The sequence below is a fragment of the Thermogutta sp. genome (assembly GCF_039793925.1).
Taxonomy (GTDB): Bacteria; Planctomycetota; Planctomycetia; order Pirellulales; family Thermoguttaceae; genus Thermogutta.
In genome coordinates this window covers 1-16,137 of record NZ_JBAMME010000226.1, presented here as the reverse complement: position 1 = coordinate 16,137, position 16,137 = coordinate 1, and the positions used below count along the sequence as shown (strand labels likewise).

11 protein-coding genes are annotated in these 16,137 nt (G+C 55.7%); 1 reads left to right on the top strand and 10 read right to left on the bottom strand.

Annotated features, from left to right (window positions below; all coding sequences use genetic code 11):
* The coding region (locus ABJK56_RS09580) for a hypothetical protein (RefSeq protein ID WP_347244444.1) at window positions 1-399 on the bottom strand (399 nt) is incomplete at its 3' end.
* Window positions 400-670: 271 nt separating this feature from the next.
* Between ABJK56_RS09580 and ABJK56_RS09575 the strand changes: the two genes are divergently transcribed.
* Entirely contained in the window at window positions 671-2,719 is a 2,049-nt protein-coding gene (locus ABJK56_RS09575; RefSeq protein WP_347244443.1) for a sulfatase-like hydrolase/transferase, read from the top strand.
* Window positions 2,720-2,741: 22 nt separating this feature from the next.
* On the opposite strand, the gene ABJK56_RS09570 is transcribed toward ABJK56_RS09575, so the two are convergent.
* The 9 genes from ABJK56_RS09570 to ABJK56_RS09530 all read right to left on the bottom strand — a co-directional run bounded on the left by ABJK56_RS09570 (window position 2,742) and on the right by ABJK56_RS09530 (window position 15,965).
* Complete coding sequence (locus ABJK56_RS09570) at window positions 2,742-3,983, bottom strand: DegT/DnrJ/EryC1/StrS aminotransferase family protein (protein WP_347244442.1); 1,242 nt, start codon at window positions 3,981-3,983, stop codon at window positions 2,742-2,744.
* A gap of 57 nt (window positions 3,984-4,040) precedes the next feature.
* A complete protein-coding gene (locus ABJK56_RS09565; protein ID WP_347244441.1) occupies window positions 4,041-5,135 on the bottom strand; it encodes a GNAT family N-acetyltransferase in 1,095 nt (364 codons plus the stop codon).
* Window positions 5,136-5,152: 17 nt separating this feature from the next.
* Window positions 5,153-6,394, bottom strand: coding sequence for a glycosyltransferase family 4 protein (locus tag ABJK56_RS09560; protein WP_347244440.1), 1,242 nt, complete (start codon window positions 6,392-6,394; stop codon window positions 5,153-5,155).
* Window positions 6,395-6,649: 255 nt separating this feature from the next.
* Window positions 6,650-7,894 carry a HEAT repeat domain-containing protein gene (locus tag ABJK56_RS09555; RefSeq protein ID WP_347244439.1) on the bottom strand — a complete coding sequence of 415 codons (1,245 nt, stop codon included), beginning with the start codon at window positions 7,892-7,894 and terminating at the stop codon, window positions 6,650-6,652.
* Between the two features lie 147 nt (window positions 7,895-8,041).
* Entirely contained in the window at window positions 8,042-10,933 is a 2,892-nt protein-coding gene (locus ABJK56_RS09550; protein ID WP_347244438.1) for a PD-(D/E)XK nuclease family protein, read from the bottom strand.
* Window positions 10,923-12,560, bottom strand: coding sequence for a methylenetetrahydrofolate reductase C-terminal domain-containing protein (locus ABJK56_RS09545; protein WP_347244437.1), 1,638 nt, complete (start codon window positions 12,558-12,560; stop codon window positions 10,923-10,925). Before ABJK56_RS09545 ends, ABJK56_RS09550 begins: the two co-directional genes overlap by 11 nt.
* Before the next feature lie 176 nt (window positions 12,561-12,736).
* Complete coding sequence (locus ABJK56_RS09540) at window positions 12,737-13,399, bottom strand: corrinoid protein (protein ID WP_347244436.1); 663 nt, start codon at window positions 13,397-13,399, stop codon at window positions 12,737-12,739.
* Between the two features lie 228 nt (window positions 13,400-13,627).
* On the bottom strand, window positions 13,628-14,689 hold the full coding sequence (locus tag ABJK56_RS09535; RefSeq protein WP_347244435.1) for a hypothetical protein: 1,062 nt from the start codon (window positions 14,687-14,689) through the stop codon (window positions 13,628-13,630).
* Window positions 14,690-14,861: 172 nt separating this feature from the next.
* Entirely contained in the window at window positions 14,862-15,965 is a 1,104-nt protein-coding gene (locus tag ABJK56_RS09530; RefSeq protein WP_347244434.1) for a sialidase family protein, read from the bottom strand.
* Window positions 15,966-16,137 lie beyond the last annotated feature (172 nt).

Below are 16,137 nucleotides of genomic sequence, written 5' to 3'. Positions count from 1 at the left end.
ATCGATGACTTTTTGCCGGACGTCGTCGATGCGAAAACTGCGCGAGACGTCAATTCCGAACCTCTCCGACAGACGCGAGCTGAGAAAACTGCCCATCCGGGATTGGTTGAGTTCCTCCGGGGTAACGGTTCCGTCCTGATTGGTGTCCAATTGCCGAATCATGTTTTCGTAGAAGGAGACCCGTCGGTCAACTTCGGGGTTGCCGGTGATTGATTGCGGCTGGGGTGTTGGCATCCCCGGTGGGCCGCCCTGTCCCCCGAACATATCTGGAGGGCCCCCACCAAACATGCCGGGAGGCCCCCCTCCCATCATCCAGGGGGGTTGAGCATAAACCAGAAATCCCCCTTGCAGACAGATTATCAGACCACCCAACAGAATATTGATTCGACTCATTGCCATGGCACTTCGCGACCTTTTTAAAATCCTCAAGCTGCCCATTTTGCTCACGATCAGCAGCTTAACATCCTGCCTGCTCTCGGTGCGCGCATCCGTCTGCCATACTGTCAAACGGCGTTGCCGCCAAAAAGTTTCGATTTTCAGCCCTACTTTAGATTGTAATCGAGGTCCGGGCTGAGTGCTCTTGGCCCGATTGACGCAATAACTATGGTGCTGGAAACTAGGCGGCGATCAGTAGCCAATGTGAGCTGTCCGCAACTGGGAGAACTCTGCTATGAAGAGATTTCTTTTGTTGATCGTACTGTGTTTAATTGGCGGCGGCTTGAAAACCGGATTGGGCGGGGAAGCAAGCGCTGCAGATCGTCCTAATTTCTTAGTTCTCATTACGGACGATCAACGGTATGATGCGCTTGGCGTGGTTCAAAAGGAACTGGGTGATCGCGGGCGTTTTCCCTGGTTCGAAACTCCCCATATGGATCGCCTTGCGGCCGAAGGGGTACGGTTCCGGAACGCGTTTGTCGTTAACTCGCTGTGTGCCCCCAGTCGCGCCGTGATGCTAACGGGGCGTTACAACCACTTCAACGGTGTCGCCTCTAATTTCCGACCCTTTCCGGTGGAAAATGTGACCTATGCCACGATTCTCCAGCGCGCGGGTTACGTGACAGGCTATTTTGGCAAATGGCACATGGACAGTCAGCAGGAGCGGCCGGGGTTCGACTTTTTCGCCAGTTTTGTTGGGCAAGGGCGATACTTCGATTGCCCGCTCTTGGTTCAGGGCACCGAAACCGCCACCACAGGTTGGGTGGATGATGTCACGACGGAGTACGTCGTGCGATTTATCCGGGAACACTCACGCCATGACCGCCCATGGCTGGCGGTTCTAGGGTTTAAGGCTCCTCACGGTCCGTTCACACCGCCAGAGCGGGCAAAAGAACGTTTTTCCGGATGCCTGGCCAAGCGCACTCCGAACTTTGACGTTCGCCCGCCGTACCTTGGTCCAATGCAGAATTCCACAAAACAGAGCAGCGACCAGGCCACACCTGCGGAGGTTCCGGTGAATCTGGATTATTTCCGTTGCATCAGTGCCGTAGACGACTGTGTGGGTCGGCTTCTTGAGGAACTGGATGAGTGCGGAGTTGCCGACAATACGATTGTCATCTTTCAAAGTGATAACGGCTATTACTTGGGCGAACATGGTCTCGGGGATAAGCGGAGCGCTTACGAGGAGAGTTTGCGGATTCCTCTTTTGGCTCGCTACCCGAGAGGGATCCCGAAGGGGTTGGTGCGGGATGAGATGGTCCTGAATCTCGATTTGGCTCCGACAATTCTCGATTTCGCCGGCGTTCCAATACCCCCGGAGATGCAGGGACAGAGCTGGCGGCCCCTGGCTGAAGGAAAGCAGATCCCTTGGCGAAAAGCCTGGTTGTATGAATACTTCGCGGAAAAGCAGCGAAACAGTCGGGTCCCAGACATTGTGGCCGTACGAACGGAGTCCGCCAAGTTGATCACGTATCCCGGACACGAGGATTGGACGGAGTTATTTGATTTGAAGAGCGATCCCTACGAAACGAAGAACCTCTACCATGAACCGTCGGCTGCAAACTTGCGTGCCGAACTGGAAGCGGAATTGAAGCGTTTGCAGCAAGAATTGGGGTACCGCGTACCCGAATATGTGGACCGTCCCGATTGGTGGGGAGGAACACCTCCTGATCCCAATGCACCCCCAGAAATCTGCCTCGATTATCGTTTTGATGAATATTCTTCGGGAGGCAAGATCCAGGATCAATCCCCACGTGGCAATCACGCCGTTAACCATGGGACTATAGTGACCTCTTTACCGGGCCACGGTGCCGTTTGCGTCTTCGACGGGAATTCCTATATCGAGGTCCCCAAATCAGCGAGTCTCAATCCCGCAGGAATGTCCTGGACCGTGGAAGTGACTTTTCACGCTGAGAAACCTGATGGGGTTCTCGTGGCGCGCGGGGGACAGTCGCACGGCTACGCCCTCTGGCTCCGTCAGGGACACCCAGTTTGGACAGTGGTGATTAATAATAAAGCCTTTTCTGTTGAGACAGATGAATCGGTGGAGGGATGGCAGACAGTGACGGGTGTCATCACGCCCCAGCATGCCGCCGAGCTTTATATAGGCGGCAAATTAGCTGGGCGGCGTCTGCTGCCCGACTTTATCCTCACCGATCCCAATGATTCAATGCAGATCGGGGCCGACACAGGTAGTCCGATTGTTCCTTCCACCACTCCTAAATTTCAAGGGGAAATGAAGCGAGTGGCGATTTGGCGTGGTGCACGGCGACCGGCTCCCTGAACCATGAGTTGGTCTGAAAGGCTCACCATTCTGTGGCAGCACGGAGGACCTTTTCCACGGCCATGGCGGTCTCCAGCATTTCCCGTTCACCGAGGGTGGGATGCACGAGGAACATGAGGCTTGTGTCGCCAAGTTGTTGCGCCACCGGGCAGGGACGAGTAGGAGCCAGTCCCCTCTCCTGGAAGAGTCGCTCCCGGTAGATTTCCGGACAAACCCCCGACCCGCACGGAATCCCTTCCGCGTTGATGGCCGCGATGATCCTCTCACGGTTCCAGTCTGGTCTTAGATGTTCCTTTCGAAGAAACGCGTAGAACTTGTAAAAGCTATGCTCGTTGTACGGGGGAGGTTCAGGAATTCGCAGGGAGGGGATGGAAAGCAAATACTGCCGCAGAAGTTGCGCATTGGCCTGTCTCATCCGAACCCAGTGTTCGAGTTTCCCTAACGCGACGCGTCCGATCGCCCCCTGCATCTCTGTCATCCGCCAGTTAGTTCCAAGGGTATCGTGCAACCAGCGGAAGGTGCCGTCGGCGGGCTGGTGTGCCCTGTCGAAATCTTTCCCGTGGTCTTTGAGACTCCACACTTTGCGGCAGAGCAAAGGATCGTTTGTAGTGACCATCCCCCCTTCCCCACCTGTTGTGAGGATCTTGTCCTGACAAAACGAAAAGGCCGCTATGTGCCCGAGGGATCCCACTGGCTGACCCTTATAACGCGCCGCGTGTGCCTGGGCACAGTCCTCCACGACAAAGAATCCCCGCCGGTCGGCGAGATCCATAATGGGATCCATGTCGCACGGCCAGCCAGCCAAGTGGACGCAGATGACCGCCCGGGTCCGCGGAGTCAGGACCGCTTCGATGGTTTCCCGGGTGATGTTCTGGCTGTCTGGGTCCACATCGGCGAAAATAGGGCGTGCTCCCACCCGGAGCACGCAAGCGGCGGAAGCGACGAAGCTCCGGCAGGTCACAACGACGTCGTCGCCGGGGCCAATGCCAAGCGCCTCCAGCGCGGCTTCGAGGGCCACTGTTCCATTGGCAACCGCCACGGCGTAACGGCAACCCACGGCTTGTGCGAATTCCTCTTCAAACCGGCGAACCTGTTGACCTGTCCAGTAGTTGACCCTGCCACCGCGCAGTACGTCAACCACGGCTGCAATCTCGTCGTCTTCAAAGACCGGCCAAGGAGGAAAACGGCTCGTCCGAACCGGAGTTCCGCCGAAAATTGCTAATTGGTCAGATTCGCTTATTTGGTAGCCCCTGGTTAGACTCATTGCATTCATACTCGACTAAATTTACTTTGGTTTGGCGATTTGGAGAGTATTACATTACTAAGCAACCTTTTTTACAATTGGGCAGCGATACGCGGGAAACCAGCCGTTGGCTTTGGACAAGGCCGCTTCGGTTCCAAAACGACGTCGCACAAGATCGTTATAAATTTCTGGTTCTACGATGTAATTGATGACTGAGTAGTCGCATCGCAAGTCAGAAAATCCTGATTTAAATTGGAATAGTGAGTCCTGCCGTGCTCCTAGCCCACCGCCCAAGTGTAGCCAGCGAAAGCCATTTGCCGTTCCCCAACGTCGCACGGTATCGATGATCATTTTGGTCGCCATGGCTCTTTCGCGGCCAAGTGTGGGATCAGCCCCGCTGAGATGATACTGGAGCACGTCCCCACAATGGAAAAACAGCGAGCCGGCAATCAATCTCTCCTCATGCACTGCAAAAAATAGTTTAACTCTTCCGTTGAGGTGACGACGTAAAGCATCGTAATATGACTTTGGAAAGAAATAATATTCGTCGGCGTTGACTGCGTGCATCGTTAACTCGTACAGTTTTTGGAATTCATGCATTCGATTTAGAAGTTCATCTTCGATGACCGTTATCCCTCGTTTGGCACCTTCTTTGATTTCCTTACGATGGCCGTGGCGCATCATCTGGAGTTGTTCGGCTTCACTGCGGTGGAGGTCGAGCACAACAGTCGGGCCCAAACGTTTGATCGCGGCAATTCCTTGCCACATCCATTCGCTGGGATGCAGCGGGTGTTGTCGGATAAACAGAGCGACGATTCGCAGGCTAAGGAGCACGTGATGGAGGGCTGTTTGCCAGTTATTGCGAAATGCTTCGGCTCCAGGCGCATCAGGGCGACAGTTCGTGAGCAGACCGGGATAACCATATGCCGAAGCACCGTCGCGCCAGTGACAGGCCTTCAGCTCGGGTAACCCTTCAAGACTGCGAACGAGAATGGGAAGTGCTGCAACGTAAGGGTCTTCCTCATACACCAATAAGAGAGGGGTTCCTTCATCTACCGTTCGAACAGCCAGGTAATACTCGGGGAGATGATAGACATCAAACCAGCCACAGCGAGCGAGGACCTCGCACCAGGTTTGCCGCTGATATGACTGGATAATTTGCATTTGTGCCATAGGCGTCAATATCCTTTTCAAGCAGCCGCTTTGCGATGTTTCAGTTCGTGATCTCCGATGGCAGCGTAGAGCGTGGCTTCCACTTCGTCCACACACTTTTGAGCGTCAAACCGTTTACGCCCCAGTTGATAGGCTCGCCGCCCGGCTTCCCGGAGCCACGACCGGTCTTTCAGCGCTGTGACCATCAACTGTGCGGCTTTGGAAATATCGTTGGCAGGCAGGACCAGCCCGCAGTTATGCTCTCTGATCAAGTCCGCCAGCCAGCCTTCATGGTTGATGGCAATGGGGCGCCCGGCGGCAAGGCTGTCAAAAAACTTGTTGGCACAGTTCTTGTGCAGCGCAGGGACATCAATGACCGTGGACATTGTCATGTCGGCGGCCGAGAAAAACCGCGGCACTTCATCCTTTGGGACTGGTGGATGGATGGAGAGTGTCCGATTCAGGACTCCAAGTTTTTCAGCCAACTCGCGAATGAGTGATTCCTCGCGACCGCGCCCGAGCAAGAGAAACCGAGCTTCGGGAAGACTCTTTTGTACTTCCGCCGCCAGCCGAACGATGTAGGAACACCCATTGACCAGCCCGAACGCGCCGGCATACAGGACAAGGGGCCTGTCAGCCAGCCATTGGTTTTCCTCGCGAAGCGAACGCCCCCACTCGGCGGGGACATCGAATCGCTTAAAGTCACAGGCATTGGGAACCACCCGCACGCGATCCCGCGGATAACCCGTGGCCACCACCCCGTCAGCCATCATGGGCGACCGGGCAATCACGAAGGCGGCATTGCGATAGGCGAACCGTTCCAGCCAGCGTGCCGCTGCAATTGTCAGAGGGCTCCGTAAGGCTCCAAGAGCAATCGGCACCTCCGGCCAGAGATCACACACCTCAAAAACCATGGGGCAGCGCCAGCGACGGGAGGCATAAACACCGGGTAGAGCCACGGTGAGCGGCGAGCTCGCGGCATAGACTAAATCGAATCGCGGGAGTCGGCGAATGTACCTGATGCACCAGGCGGCAAATGTGAAAAAAGCCACGATCCGGCGCCAGTAGGGCATCTTATTGGAATAGGCGATGCGAGCCCAGTGAACCTCGATGCCTTCTTCGTTTGTGATGTAACTTCCAGCGCGTCCTGCCCCTTGATCAGTCGTTAACACCGTGACCTGATGACCCCGACGTACAAGGCCGGACGCTAGCACAAAAGGGAAAGTACCGGTCGCCAAGCGGGGAACCGCAAAATGCTGGTTTATGAGCAGAATTCTCATAGAAATGCGCGATCTCCTCTTCCGTGAGCCAACGACCAACGCAATTCATCCGGTGGGGAGAGCCTCGTCGAGCAGCGAGAGCCGTTCGGCTGCGATCATAATAGATGCCACGCCATCTGGACAATGCCAGTTCTTTAGGAAGACCACGCGGTATCCAGGACAAGACGAGACGTGACAGCTTGACGACGAGAATAAAGGTGGCAAACCTCTCTCGGAAAAGACCCCCATGGGGAGGGGCTCGCGCTGGAGGACAAACTACTGCAGGGCCTTCGCTGCTTCCAAGCGTTTTTGCTCTGCGTACCACTGTTTCCAAAGACGAACATCAAAGCTGAAATTCTTGCCGCCGCTGAGCTCCACGAGTGCTTCGAGCACGCTCCGATTCGGGATAGCCCGCTCGATAATCTTTGTGCTGTCACCGCCACCACCAGCACCGAATGTCATGCCCGACTGTCCCGTGCTGGAACTGCTGAACCCCGCGCCGATAGCGCCGGGCGGCCGCCGACCTGGAATGACGAACTTGTGGCGTGTGATCAAAGCATCAATAAGCGCCGGAATAGCTGAGGGATCGCCCATCTTTTTGAGAGCTTCACCGGCTCGATTGACAATTATGTTGTCTTTGTCCTTAAGGCGGCTCACAAAGTAGGAGACCACTTCTCCTGATTTGGTAGGCGCCAGAAAATCCAGGGCCCGGAGTCGTATTTCTTCCACCGGGTCTTCGATGGCTATGACCGCGAGTGCCCGAAGGGCCTCTGGTGAGCTGATTCCTCCCAGCACGTCCACCATCAGCAGGCGGACGGCATCCCGTCGTTCATCCTTCATTGCAAGCACCAGCGGTTTGACAGCGGCCGGGTCTTTAATGGAGCGGAGCTCGTGTTCCGTACCCACCGGGTCGGCCTCCAGGCGGGTTAGCAGCCGATGGATTTTCTGGGCCCACTCCCGCTGCACAGCCGATTGCTGTTCCTTTTCCTGCTCGAGCTGCACTTGCTGTGGGAGCATCCATCGGCCTTTGTAAAGGACATAACCCATCGACTTCATAATCTCGTCGCGGGTCTTCCACTCGTTGCCCACCTTCTGATAACCGAGAAGCGCCCTTGCCCGAGCATTGTCCGGGTCCAGCTCAATAATTCGCCGGAGGTGCAGCTCACGTTGTTCTGGGAGGTGATGATCGCGGCACCAATCGGCCAGTTTAAAGTGGCCATCCACGGTATCTGGGGTCTGAGCCTTTAACTGTTCGTATTCGGCTTCCACTGGGCTTAGCCGAATGATCTCGGCAATCTCTTCGCGCGGAACACTCAAAACAATGTTATCCTTTGTCCGAATGCGGACGGCCTCAGCATTGTGAGGGGTCTCTTCCGCAAGGACTTCTCCCGTTACTTGACCGCCTGAGTTCAGCACGATTGTGTCGGCAAACGCTGGAACGCTGGTAACTCCTGCAATCCAGGCGACGAGAATGCCAGAGACAAGCCTCCGGGTTGTCAGAATGTGGCGAATGTTCTTCATCCTGCAGTCACCCTTCAGAATAGCTATTAGGGCGAGTTGAACAATTTCCCCTTCCTACCCCTTTTTTAGTATAGGCCGGAACACGGACGGCGGCCAATTGCGACCGTGGACGTCCACGACATTCGCTTCGTAGACGAGCAAGGGAATTCAGGGGAGAATGGGGAAGAGATCCGGAAACTGCCCCTCAGCATCCTTGTTCGGTGGCCAGAAGATTCCCTGCCGAATACTCCGGATGACTTCTTCCGCTGTGGCATCCGCGTCCGCCAGTTCTTCATCGCTCCAAGGTGCTTGGTAGAGGCCGGTTTGCTGGATGTCCTTGGGAAGAATGATGTAACCTAATTTGACTGGTGTGCACCTGATGACCGATTTGGCCAGATGGCGATAGAGCGGCAGTTGCAAGTCAACCCACTTGACCACGCTTTCTTGACGCCGGCGGTGAGTTTTTTCTGGCGGCGCTGGATCTTCACTGATTTTGTAATCGATGATCAGGAATTCCGAACCATCTCGCCGGCGATCGATGCGATCGATTCGGCCGATGAGGGTCACGGGTTCACCATCGACAACTAACGTAACCTTTTGGGCGGGCGTGTACTCGGAGTGGAGGATCTCCCATTCCTGCGCATGGGAGGCCTGAAAACTCGCAAAAGCCCGGAATCGCTCGCGGAGCTGCTCGAGCTGAAGTGGTACGGAAGGCCGGGGAGTGTGCGCTAGGATTTTCTCAATCGTATGATCCAATGCGCGTATGAGGAACTCAGCGATTTCGTCGGGATTGGTGCTGATTCGGTATTTAGATCGGGCGAATTGACAAAGCACCCTGTGAGCCAGGCTTCCGAAGCTGAGTGGATCCAACTCCTCCACGTCGTCAGAGAGCGTCCCCAACTGAAGCACATGCCGCAAATAAAACCGGTAGGGACAGGCAAGATAATCACGAAACTGAGTCACACGGATTTCCGAAAAGGCCACCATCACAGTCGGTGCAGGAGGTGCGAGTGCATCGCGATTCGTGGAATGTTTGTGCCATCGCGGTGGTCGACGTGGCGGACCCTCCACACCGGCGAAGAAGCGTGATACCCGTTTCACCATCCTCTTGTCATCGCAAGAAAAGAGAAACCGGCTCGGAAAAAGCGGATTCCCTTCCGTGTCCTGCCGGCCCACGACAATATGGAATTCCTCGCGACTGGAAGTGATTAGGCTAAGCAGGTAAGCATCTCGGGCGATACGCCGGGCACTTGGCTCCAGTTGCAACCACTCCCTCAGTTCGGCCGTCAAAAACATCTCGCCCTGCGTGGTCGAGGGAACAAAGCCCTCATTGATGCTGGTCAAAACAGTCACCGGAGCATCATCCCAGGCTACATCAAGCCATCCCATAATCTCCAGCGAAGGTCCGTTCCATGGTGCCGGGATACGAGTACTGGCCAGATGGGACCGAACCCACCGCAGCAACTCGCCGGGCGTGGTCTGCCATCCCAGTGCACTTTGTACTCTCTCGGGTACCTGCAGCCACTCCCCAAGGGTTTCCACGATGGTGCCACAGACTTCGAGGGTCTCTGCCTTTGCTTCGGAATTGCTTTCGGCCGGCTGGCGTGCGGTATCCAGCACAGGCCCATAGAATTCGAGGAGAATGTCGCGGAGCCGTTCCGCACACTCTGAGATCGGTTGAACACAAGTCCAGGTGTGGGGCGGGAAACGCTGCCAGAGATATTGCCATGCTTCTTTGACGGAGTTTTTTTCCCGTTCCATATCGTGCTCGTCCATGAGAAGCGGGAGCCGCTGGCTACACCAGGTATCGTACTCGGTGAGGAGATCAATCTTTCTGCCGATTTGGCGAGCCAGCCACCGTTCTGCCGTCGGGTGTCGGAGAAGCGAACCGAACGCTTCGGCAGTTTTTTGCTCCAGAAAACCACTCAGCGCTTCGAGGAGTGCCCATACGGAAGTGCGAATTACGGGACGGCCAGGACCGTACCGAGCGGGTAACCCGTGGTGCTCGAGAGCATCCACAATCAAGGGGACAAGCGACTCGTCGGGCGCTCCCACCGTGATATCTTCGATCCCATATCGCTCATTCAAATGGGACAAAAACCGAACCACAGCGTACGCCTGGTCCGCCGGCTGTTGACAGAGCGTGATTCGATCATCGGGAACACATTGGGAGAGCTCCTGCCAGCATTCCGGGATCAAACAGCCAAGCGCGTCAAAACGATCGGAGAACTCCCTAGGAGCCACTGTCAAAACCGTGATTTGGTTTCGCACCTGACCCAAAAGCTGGCGTACAATGGGGGGGAGGTCCACAAGTCCGACAAGGAGGGTCTCCCGGTCAAGGCAGCAAGAATTACGAGAACGCGCTTCGAAACGTGCGGCCGCCACGTCGCAAAGGCCTTCCCGGTCGAGTGTTTCGAGGTACAGCCTTTCCAGTAAAGCGAGCGTCTCCCATCTACCGCGATCGGGAAACTGAGAGTCGTGTTGAATTGCAATTTGCAGGACGTCATGAAATGAGAATCCTCCACCATTCAGGTCGTACCTCAACTGAGCGAGGGATTGAGCTAGCGTAAGCCACCGCTGGCGCTCCGGGGAGGGGGTCCAATGAGGGAAAAGCCGGCGCAGGGCCGATTCATCTCGATATGCCAGTTCTTGCAGCGCGATGCACCACCCGAGCAGGCAAGTGGGCTCGTTGGCAAGAGGTTTTTCGCTGGAGTAAAGGCGTTCAGGGAGCTGTCCTACGGTCATGACGTCTGGCGGAAGCAGGACCACGCCATGACTTCGGGCTTTTTCAGCGAGTTGGGCCAAGAGGCGTCGAACTGCCCAACTCGTCGGCAAGACAATAGCCAGTTGAGAAAGGTCCCATAGGCTATCACAGTCAGTCGGAGGGTTGATCTGGCACAGATAGTCCAAGACGAGTTGGACGACAGGCTTGGACCAACCCAATGATATTTGCCGGAAATTGCCGGGTGTAAGGATTTCCGAAAAGTGTTGCGATGTCTCGGCCTGGTGCCTGCGGCTTTTGGCTGGATTGGAACTTTGATGCGAACGCTTATTGACCATGCGTGTTTGCCCCACCTAGAGTATCTTGACCGAGATCCCTTTTCTCAGCCGTTCGGTGATGGTCGCGATTGAGATAGGTGTTTGCCCAGGACGAAGTGTGAGCCAATTCTGCATTGTATAAAACCGGCGGCCCGGCGAGCATTTCTTCGGATTCTCCGTAGGCTTTCAATCGTTCATAGACGATGGCCCACAGGCATTCCTTATCCCGAAGCTCGCATTGACCATCCATGGAGCCCCCGCATGGCCCATTCCGGCTGCACTTGGAGCACCAGCGTTTTGGGCAGACGTAGGCACAATCCGGTAAACTGCAGTCCCCACAATCCTGACAACCATACATCATGAACTTGGAAAATTTTTCCAGACCATAGAGAAGGCGAGCCGAAGCGGGTGGCTGCGGTTTGCCAGCCCAGCGTTGGTAGAGTTTCTGCGCGAGATTCCACAACCCCTTGCCCCTTGTAAAAGCAATTCGATGGACCAAACGGGAAAGGCGGTATCCCCACGTGACGTACCGGGAACATCTCGGTTTTTTCAGGGATTCAAGATATTCCCGATTGATTTTGTCGGGTTCGCTCAACCCCGTCTCGGGATCGTGCTCAAAAAAGAAGAATTCGTCAGGAAACGAGAATCGAATTTCTTTTAAAAATTGTCGCCAATCGTCGGGAGCGAAAGAGTCCAAATGGCGAAGAACCTCCTCCAAAGACTCCAGCTTGTGGATTCCCCCAAGGTAACCCGCGGCGAAACCCAGGCCGCGGAGCACAGCAAGTTGTTTGGCGGCCAGCTCGGCGAAAAATCTCTTTCCCCGATCAGGACCGGAAGCGTACTTTTGGCAGAGTTCCCATAGCTCGTCTGTGACCACACATCCCGGAAGTTGGCGCTCGTGGAAAAGTCTGGCGACCGTCTTAGTGAGAAGGTACACATTACCGATGACTGGGACGCCCGAAATCCCCCTTGCCTGGAGGAAGAGTTTCACTTCATGGTATTTCCGCATATCGTAGCCGAGTTGCGTGATCACCCATTCCGCCCCGGTCGCGATTTTCCGCACGAGTTTGAAGTATTGTGGAACCAACTCACGTTCATAACGCTTGAAGGGAGAAACGGCACAACCGATGTAGAATCGTGTTGGAGAAAGAGCGTCACGTCTACCCGGGCGAGTCGTGACAATAAGCCCTTCATTCATTGCCTTCAGTAGGGCGATTAAACCGACAGAGTCCAGATCGAACACTCCCTGGGGTTTGCCACCGAAACCCGTGGTGGGGTAATCGCCCGTAAGTGCCAGCACGTTTCGGAGTCCTTCGGCCGCCAGGCGCCAGGCGAGGCTTTCCAGACCTGCGCGGTTAGCGTCCTTGCATGTCACGTGGATGACGATCCGGTCTCGATGGTTGGGCAGGAATTGGGCAATCCAATCCGCCGGTAACATTGGATTGCCGCCGGGATTATCGGTGATCGAAATCCATCCGACACGAGGATGGGAAAGCAGTTCCCGGGCTAAAATGACAGGCGGCGCCTCATCTGGATTGGATGGAATTCCTCGCGTGGAGACGATCTCTATCCCGAGAGGAAAACCACCGCTTTCCAGCAGTTGCCGAAAACTTAAACCGGACGGCTCAGCGGTCGTCCCGCCCGTCATGGTTTAGCTCCGATGCAAACGGGAGTTCGCCAATCCTTGCCCTCCATGTTTTCGGAGGGCACCAAAAAGCCCAGCGGCCTGGTTCGCACTTTTCGCCACCATAACCGCTGGAAGCCCTTTCGCGTAGTCGTAGAGGCCGAGCGGCTGGCCACATAGAGACCGTTGGTCGGCAGGTATCAATTGGTGCTAGCGGCAACAGACCCCAGTTCAGCGGCGAGCTTTCGGGCGACATCGACGGCCTCGGTAGCGTTCTCACCATAGCCGTCGGCGCCGATCTGCTGCGCGAATTGGGGAGTGATGGGAGCGCCGCCGACCATCACACGTACCTTATCCCGCAGGCCACTGTGCTGAAGAGCCTCGATCACGTTTTTCATGTTAAGCATGGTGGTGGTGAGAAGGGCTGACATTGCAACAATCGTGCCCGGCTTTTCCTGGGCAGCCTGCACGAACTTTTCAGGAGGCACATCCACCCCTAGGTCCACGACTTCGAATCCGGCCCCTTCCAGCATGGAGGCCACTAGGTTCTTCCCAATGTCGTGAAGGTCGCCTTTCACCGTTCCAATCACCACCCGACCAATACGTTTGGCACCCGTTTCTGCTAGTTTTGGGGTGATGAGCTCCAAGGCCGCTTTCATAGCCCGGGCGGCAATGAGAAGCTCGGGGACAAAGTATTCGTTGCAGGCAAACCGCTGCCCTACTTCGTTCATTGCCGGGATCATGTATTTGGAGATCAGCTCCGAAGGATCAACATTGGCCTCCAGAGCGGCCTTCGTTACCTCCACCGCCGTTCGATGATCTCCGGTGACGATCGCATCGTAAAGTTTAGAGTAATCGCTCATGGACCCCTCCGAGTCGCTGTGGGCCAAAACTCGTCATGCGGTCAACAAGTGAGCCCGACGTACCAGATGTGTCAGGACTCATCTTCGTCCTTGCCGGGCAGTGTTCCCCTCAACTCCCGGGCGCTTCCAATATTAACCGGTTTGACAACCGCCTGCCAAGGGTGGTTGACCCCCGAACGTTCATCGGTCTGCATCCAAACGGAGAGCTAGTTTTGGCACCGCATCACATCACGCATGCCAAGCTCGCTCTCGTTGTCCCACCTTGCTGATGGCCTCGATTGCCAAACGCACGTCCATCTCCACCTGAAAATCGAACATTCCCACCACGATGAAATCGGCCCCGTTGCGAAAGGCATAGGCAAAACCCTGCTGCGGATGGATAGCCCCGGCAGCGAGCACTTTGAAGGCCAGCCAGGGTTTCTGCACTGTTTTCATGAACGTGGCTGTCTCTTCTGGATTATTGCACCACATGTTGTCGTTGTTTGCGTTATGGTCGCTGGGATTGCCCCGCATCCAGTCAAATTCTTGACGCCTTTCCTGCGGCGTCGCTGACCAGTAGCGATCCGAATGAAATGTTTTCATGTAAAAGTCGACAGGTAGTTTTTCTTTCTCGCATGCCTTAACCACCTCCAGCGAGTGACAGCCAATTCCCGCTGGACGGCCTGTTTCATGGATCAAGTCGAGCATTTGGGCAAGAGCATCAAGACCACCGCCGTTCATGAAATGGGAATCCGTCGATCCGCCGTGCGAGTAAATGCAGGTAGCCCCGCGCTCAACCTGCTGCTCGATGACACGTTTCATTTCGGCACGGTCTTGTATGACGGGAACGCACACGATCGTTTGAATCGGAGGATTGCGGTGCCGATTGTATTTGGCAATCACATCCCAGCAGGCCGGGTCAAGTTGGATCGTGTTGATTCCGCAGGCCATGGCAAGATCCAGGGTCTCGAAGACCTTGGCTTCGGTGTTGTATTCGCGGAAAAGCCGGGACACGTAAATGAGGTCGCGACTGTGGGCCCAACCGCCGATTAGATTCCCTCCGATAATCAGGCGACTGATTGTGACGTTGCCGATTTTCCCGGTGGGAAGAGGGCTGGGCAGTGGTTCCGCCGGCCGTCGCGTCGGCGGTGGAACGATCTCTGTGGCTGAGGCGGGTTGCGCCTTTCCTTCCGCTACGGCCGCGCGAAGGATATCCTCCTCGATGCTCGTATAAGCCAACCCCAAACCAGCCGCGCCTGCCAGCCCTCGGGCAAGAAAACATCGTCGGTCTGTCTTGCGAACGTCATTCATGATCAACCCTCCCGGTCAGTGGGAACCCGTTCACCTGAGCTGTAATCCTCTCATGTCAGTGGCGAACCACAGTGGGCACAGAAATACTCCCATCGTGAGTGCGTTTTACACGTCACTCATTGTGTTCTAGCGAAGTTCTCTATATCAATATCAGTCACCGCGCCCATATGGCTTAGCGGGGCTCCGCCCAAGACAGGGGTACCGCGGTGAAAACGATTTCCCGGTACGCCTTTTCCCATAAGATACCGAGGCTCTTATCGGTGAGGACCGCCAGGTCGGAATAAGCCCCTGGGCCCTCGCTTATCAGGCGGGGATTTTGAAACGTCCCCAGTTCGTCATAGCTAATCCAGAGCGTGAGGTTATTCCGCCCGGGACCACGTGGACCCGTCCATGCAATGCGATTGCGATCGTCGCTCCTCTTCACCGACGTCCACCTTTCTACGGCACAGCACACGGGAGTGACCTGCTGTCCGGGCCGAGGCTCGGACCACGTTTGGCCACCGTCCCGACTGAAACTGATCCAACGATGGGGCCCGTTCTCCTGCCGCATGTCCAGGGCAAGTCTCCCGTCTACCAGTTCCACGAGCTGACACTCGTCCAGGCCAGAGTCACCGGGCACAAACGCGCCCCTTTGCCAGGTTGTCCCATGGTCGTCGCTGAATACAACGAAATCCCGGAAGGGCCGGTAACGCCACATCGGAATGACGAGCCTTCCTGAAGATATTTGAACTCCGCCTCCCGGTCCCGGTACGCTGATGCCCCATTCCTTGTCCGCCATATCTCGGGCAATCGGGGTCAAATCGACGGGCTCCGACCAGTGTTTCCCGTTGTCGTCGCTAAATCGCACGAGGTTGAGAACGTCGCGTGAACCTGGGCGGGCACTGTGTGTATTCGCTCCCGGCGCACAGCGAATGTAAAAAATCCAGATGCGCCCCGTGGTTTTGTCCACTACCGTGGCAGGATTGGCTGAGGACCACTGCGGACCAGCGTGTTCTACCACCCGCACGGGCGACCATGTGCGGCCACCGTCACGACTGGTTTTTAATAGCAAGTCAATCTCCTGACCGGGCTCACCCGGGTCCGCAATGCTGTTCCGACGGCCTTCCGCAAAAGCCAGGAGCGTACCGTCGGGAGCCACTTCTAGGGCGGGAATCCTGATCGTGTGGTACCCAGCTTCCCCAGATGTAAATACTGTCACATGGTGTAAGCCCGTTTCATCGGCCTGCGCAGAATATGGTCCGCACAGGATGAAGCTAAACAATAAGGTAAAAAGCACGCATAACCTTTCCTGCCGCAAGAATGTGCAAAAGGAAATAATCAGTATGCGAACCAAACATGTGTTCATGGGTAACCATCTTTCAATTGCTAAGGTAATCAAGCGAGTATAGCAACTACTTCAATTGCTTTTTCGAAACGGATATTGTTCAATCCATTCATCGGCTCCGATG

What these genes read in the sequence shown, in the direction of transcription:
- ABJK56_RS09535 (WP_347244435.1), bottom strand. Translation starts at nt 14,689, where the DNA reads ATGAATGACGTTCGCAAGACAGACCGACGATGTTTTCTTGCCCGAGGG.
- ABJK56_RS09575 (WP_347244443.1), top strand. Translation starts at nt 671, where the DNA reads ATGAAGAGATTTCTTTTGTTGATCGTACTGTGTTTAATTGGCGGCGGC.
- ABJK56_RS09540 (WP_347244436.1), bottom strand. Translation starts at nt 13,399, where the DNA reads ATGAGCGATTACTCTAAACTTTACGATGCGATCGTCACCGGAGATCAT.
- ABJK56_RS09560 (WP_347244440.1), bottom strand. Translation starts at nt 6,394, where the DNA reads ATGAGAATTCTGCTCATAAACCAGCATTTTGCGGTTCCCCGCTTGGCG.
- ABJK56_RS09570 (WP_347244442.1), bottom strand. Translation starts at nt 3,983, where the DNA reads ATGAGTCTAACCAGGGGCTACCAAATAAGCGAATCTGACCAATTAGCA.
- ABJK56_RS09565 (WP_347244441.1), bottom strand. Translation starts at nt 5,135, where the DNA reads ATGGCACAAATGCAAATTATCCAGTCATATCAGCGGCAAACCTGGTGC.
- ABJK56_RS09550 (WP_347244438.1), bottom strand. Translation starts at nt 10,933, where the DNA reads ATGGTCAATAAGCGTTCGCATCAAAGTTCCAATCCAGCCAAAAGCCGC.
- ABJK56_RS09555 (WP_347244439.1), bottom strand. Translation starts at nt 7,894, where the DNA reads ATGAAGAACATTCGCCACATTCTGACAACCCGGAGGCTTGTCTCTGGC.
- ABJK56_RS09545 (WP_347244437.1), bottom strand. Translation starts at nt 12,560, where the DNA reads ATGACGGGCGGGACGACCGCTGAGCCGTCCGGTTTAAGTTTTCGGCAA.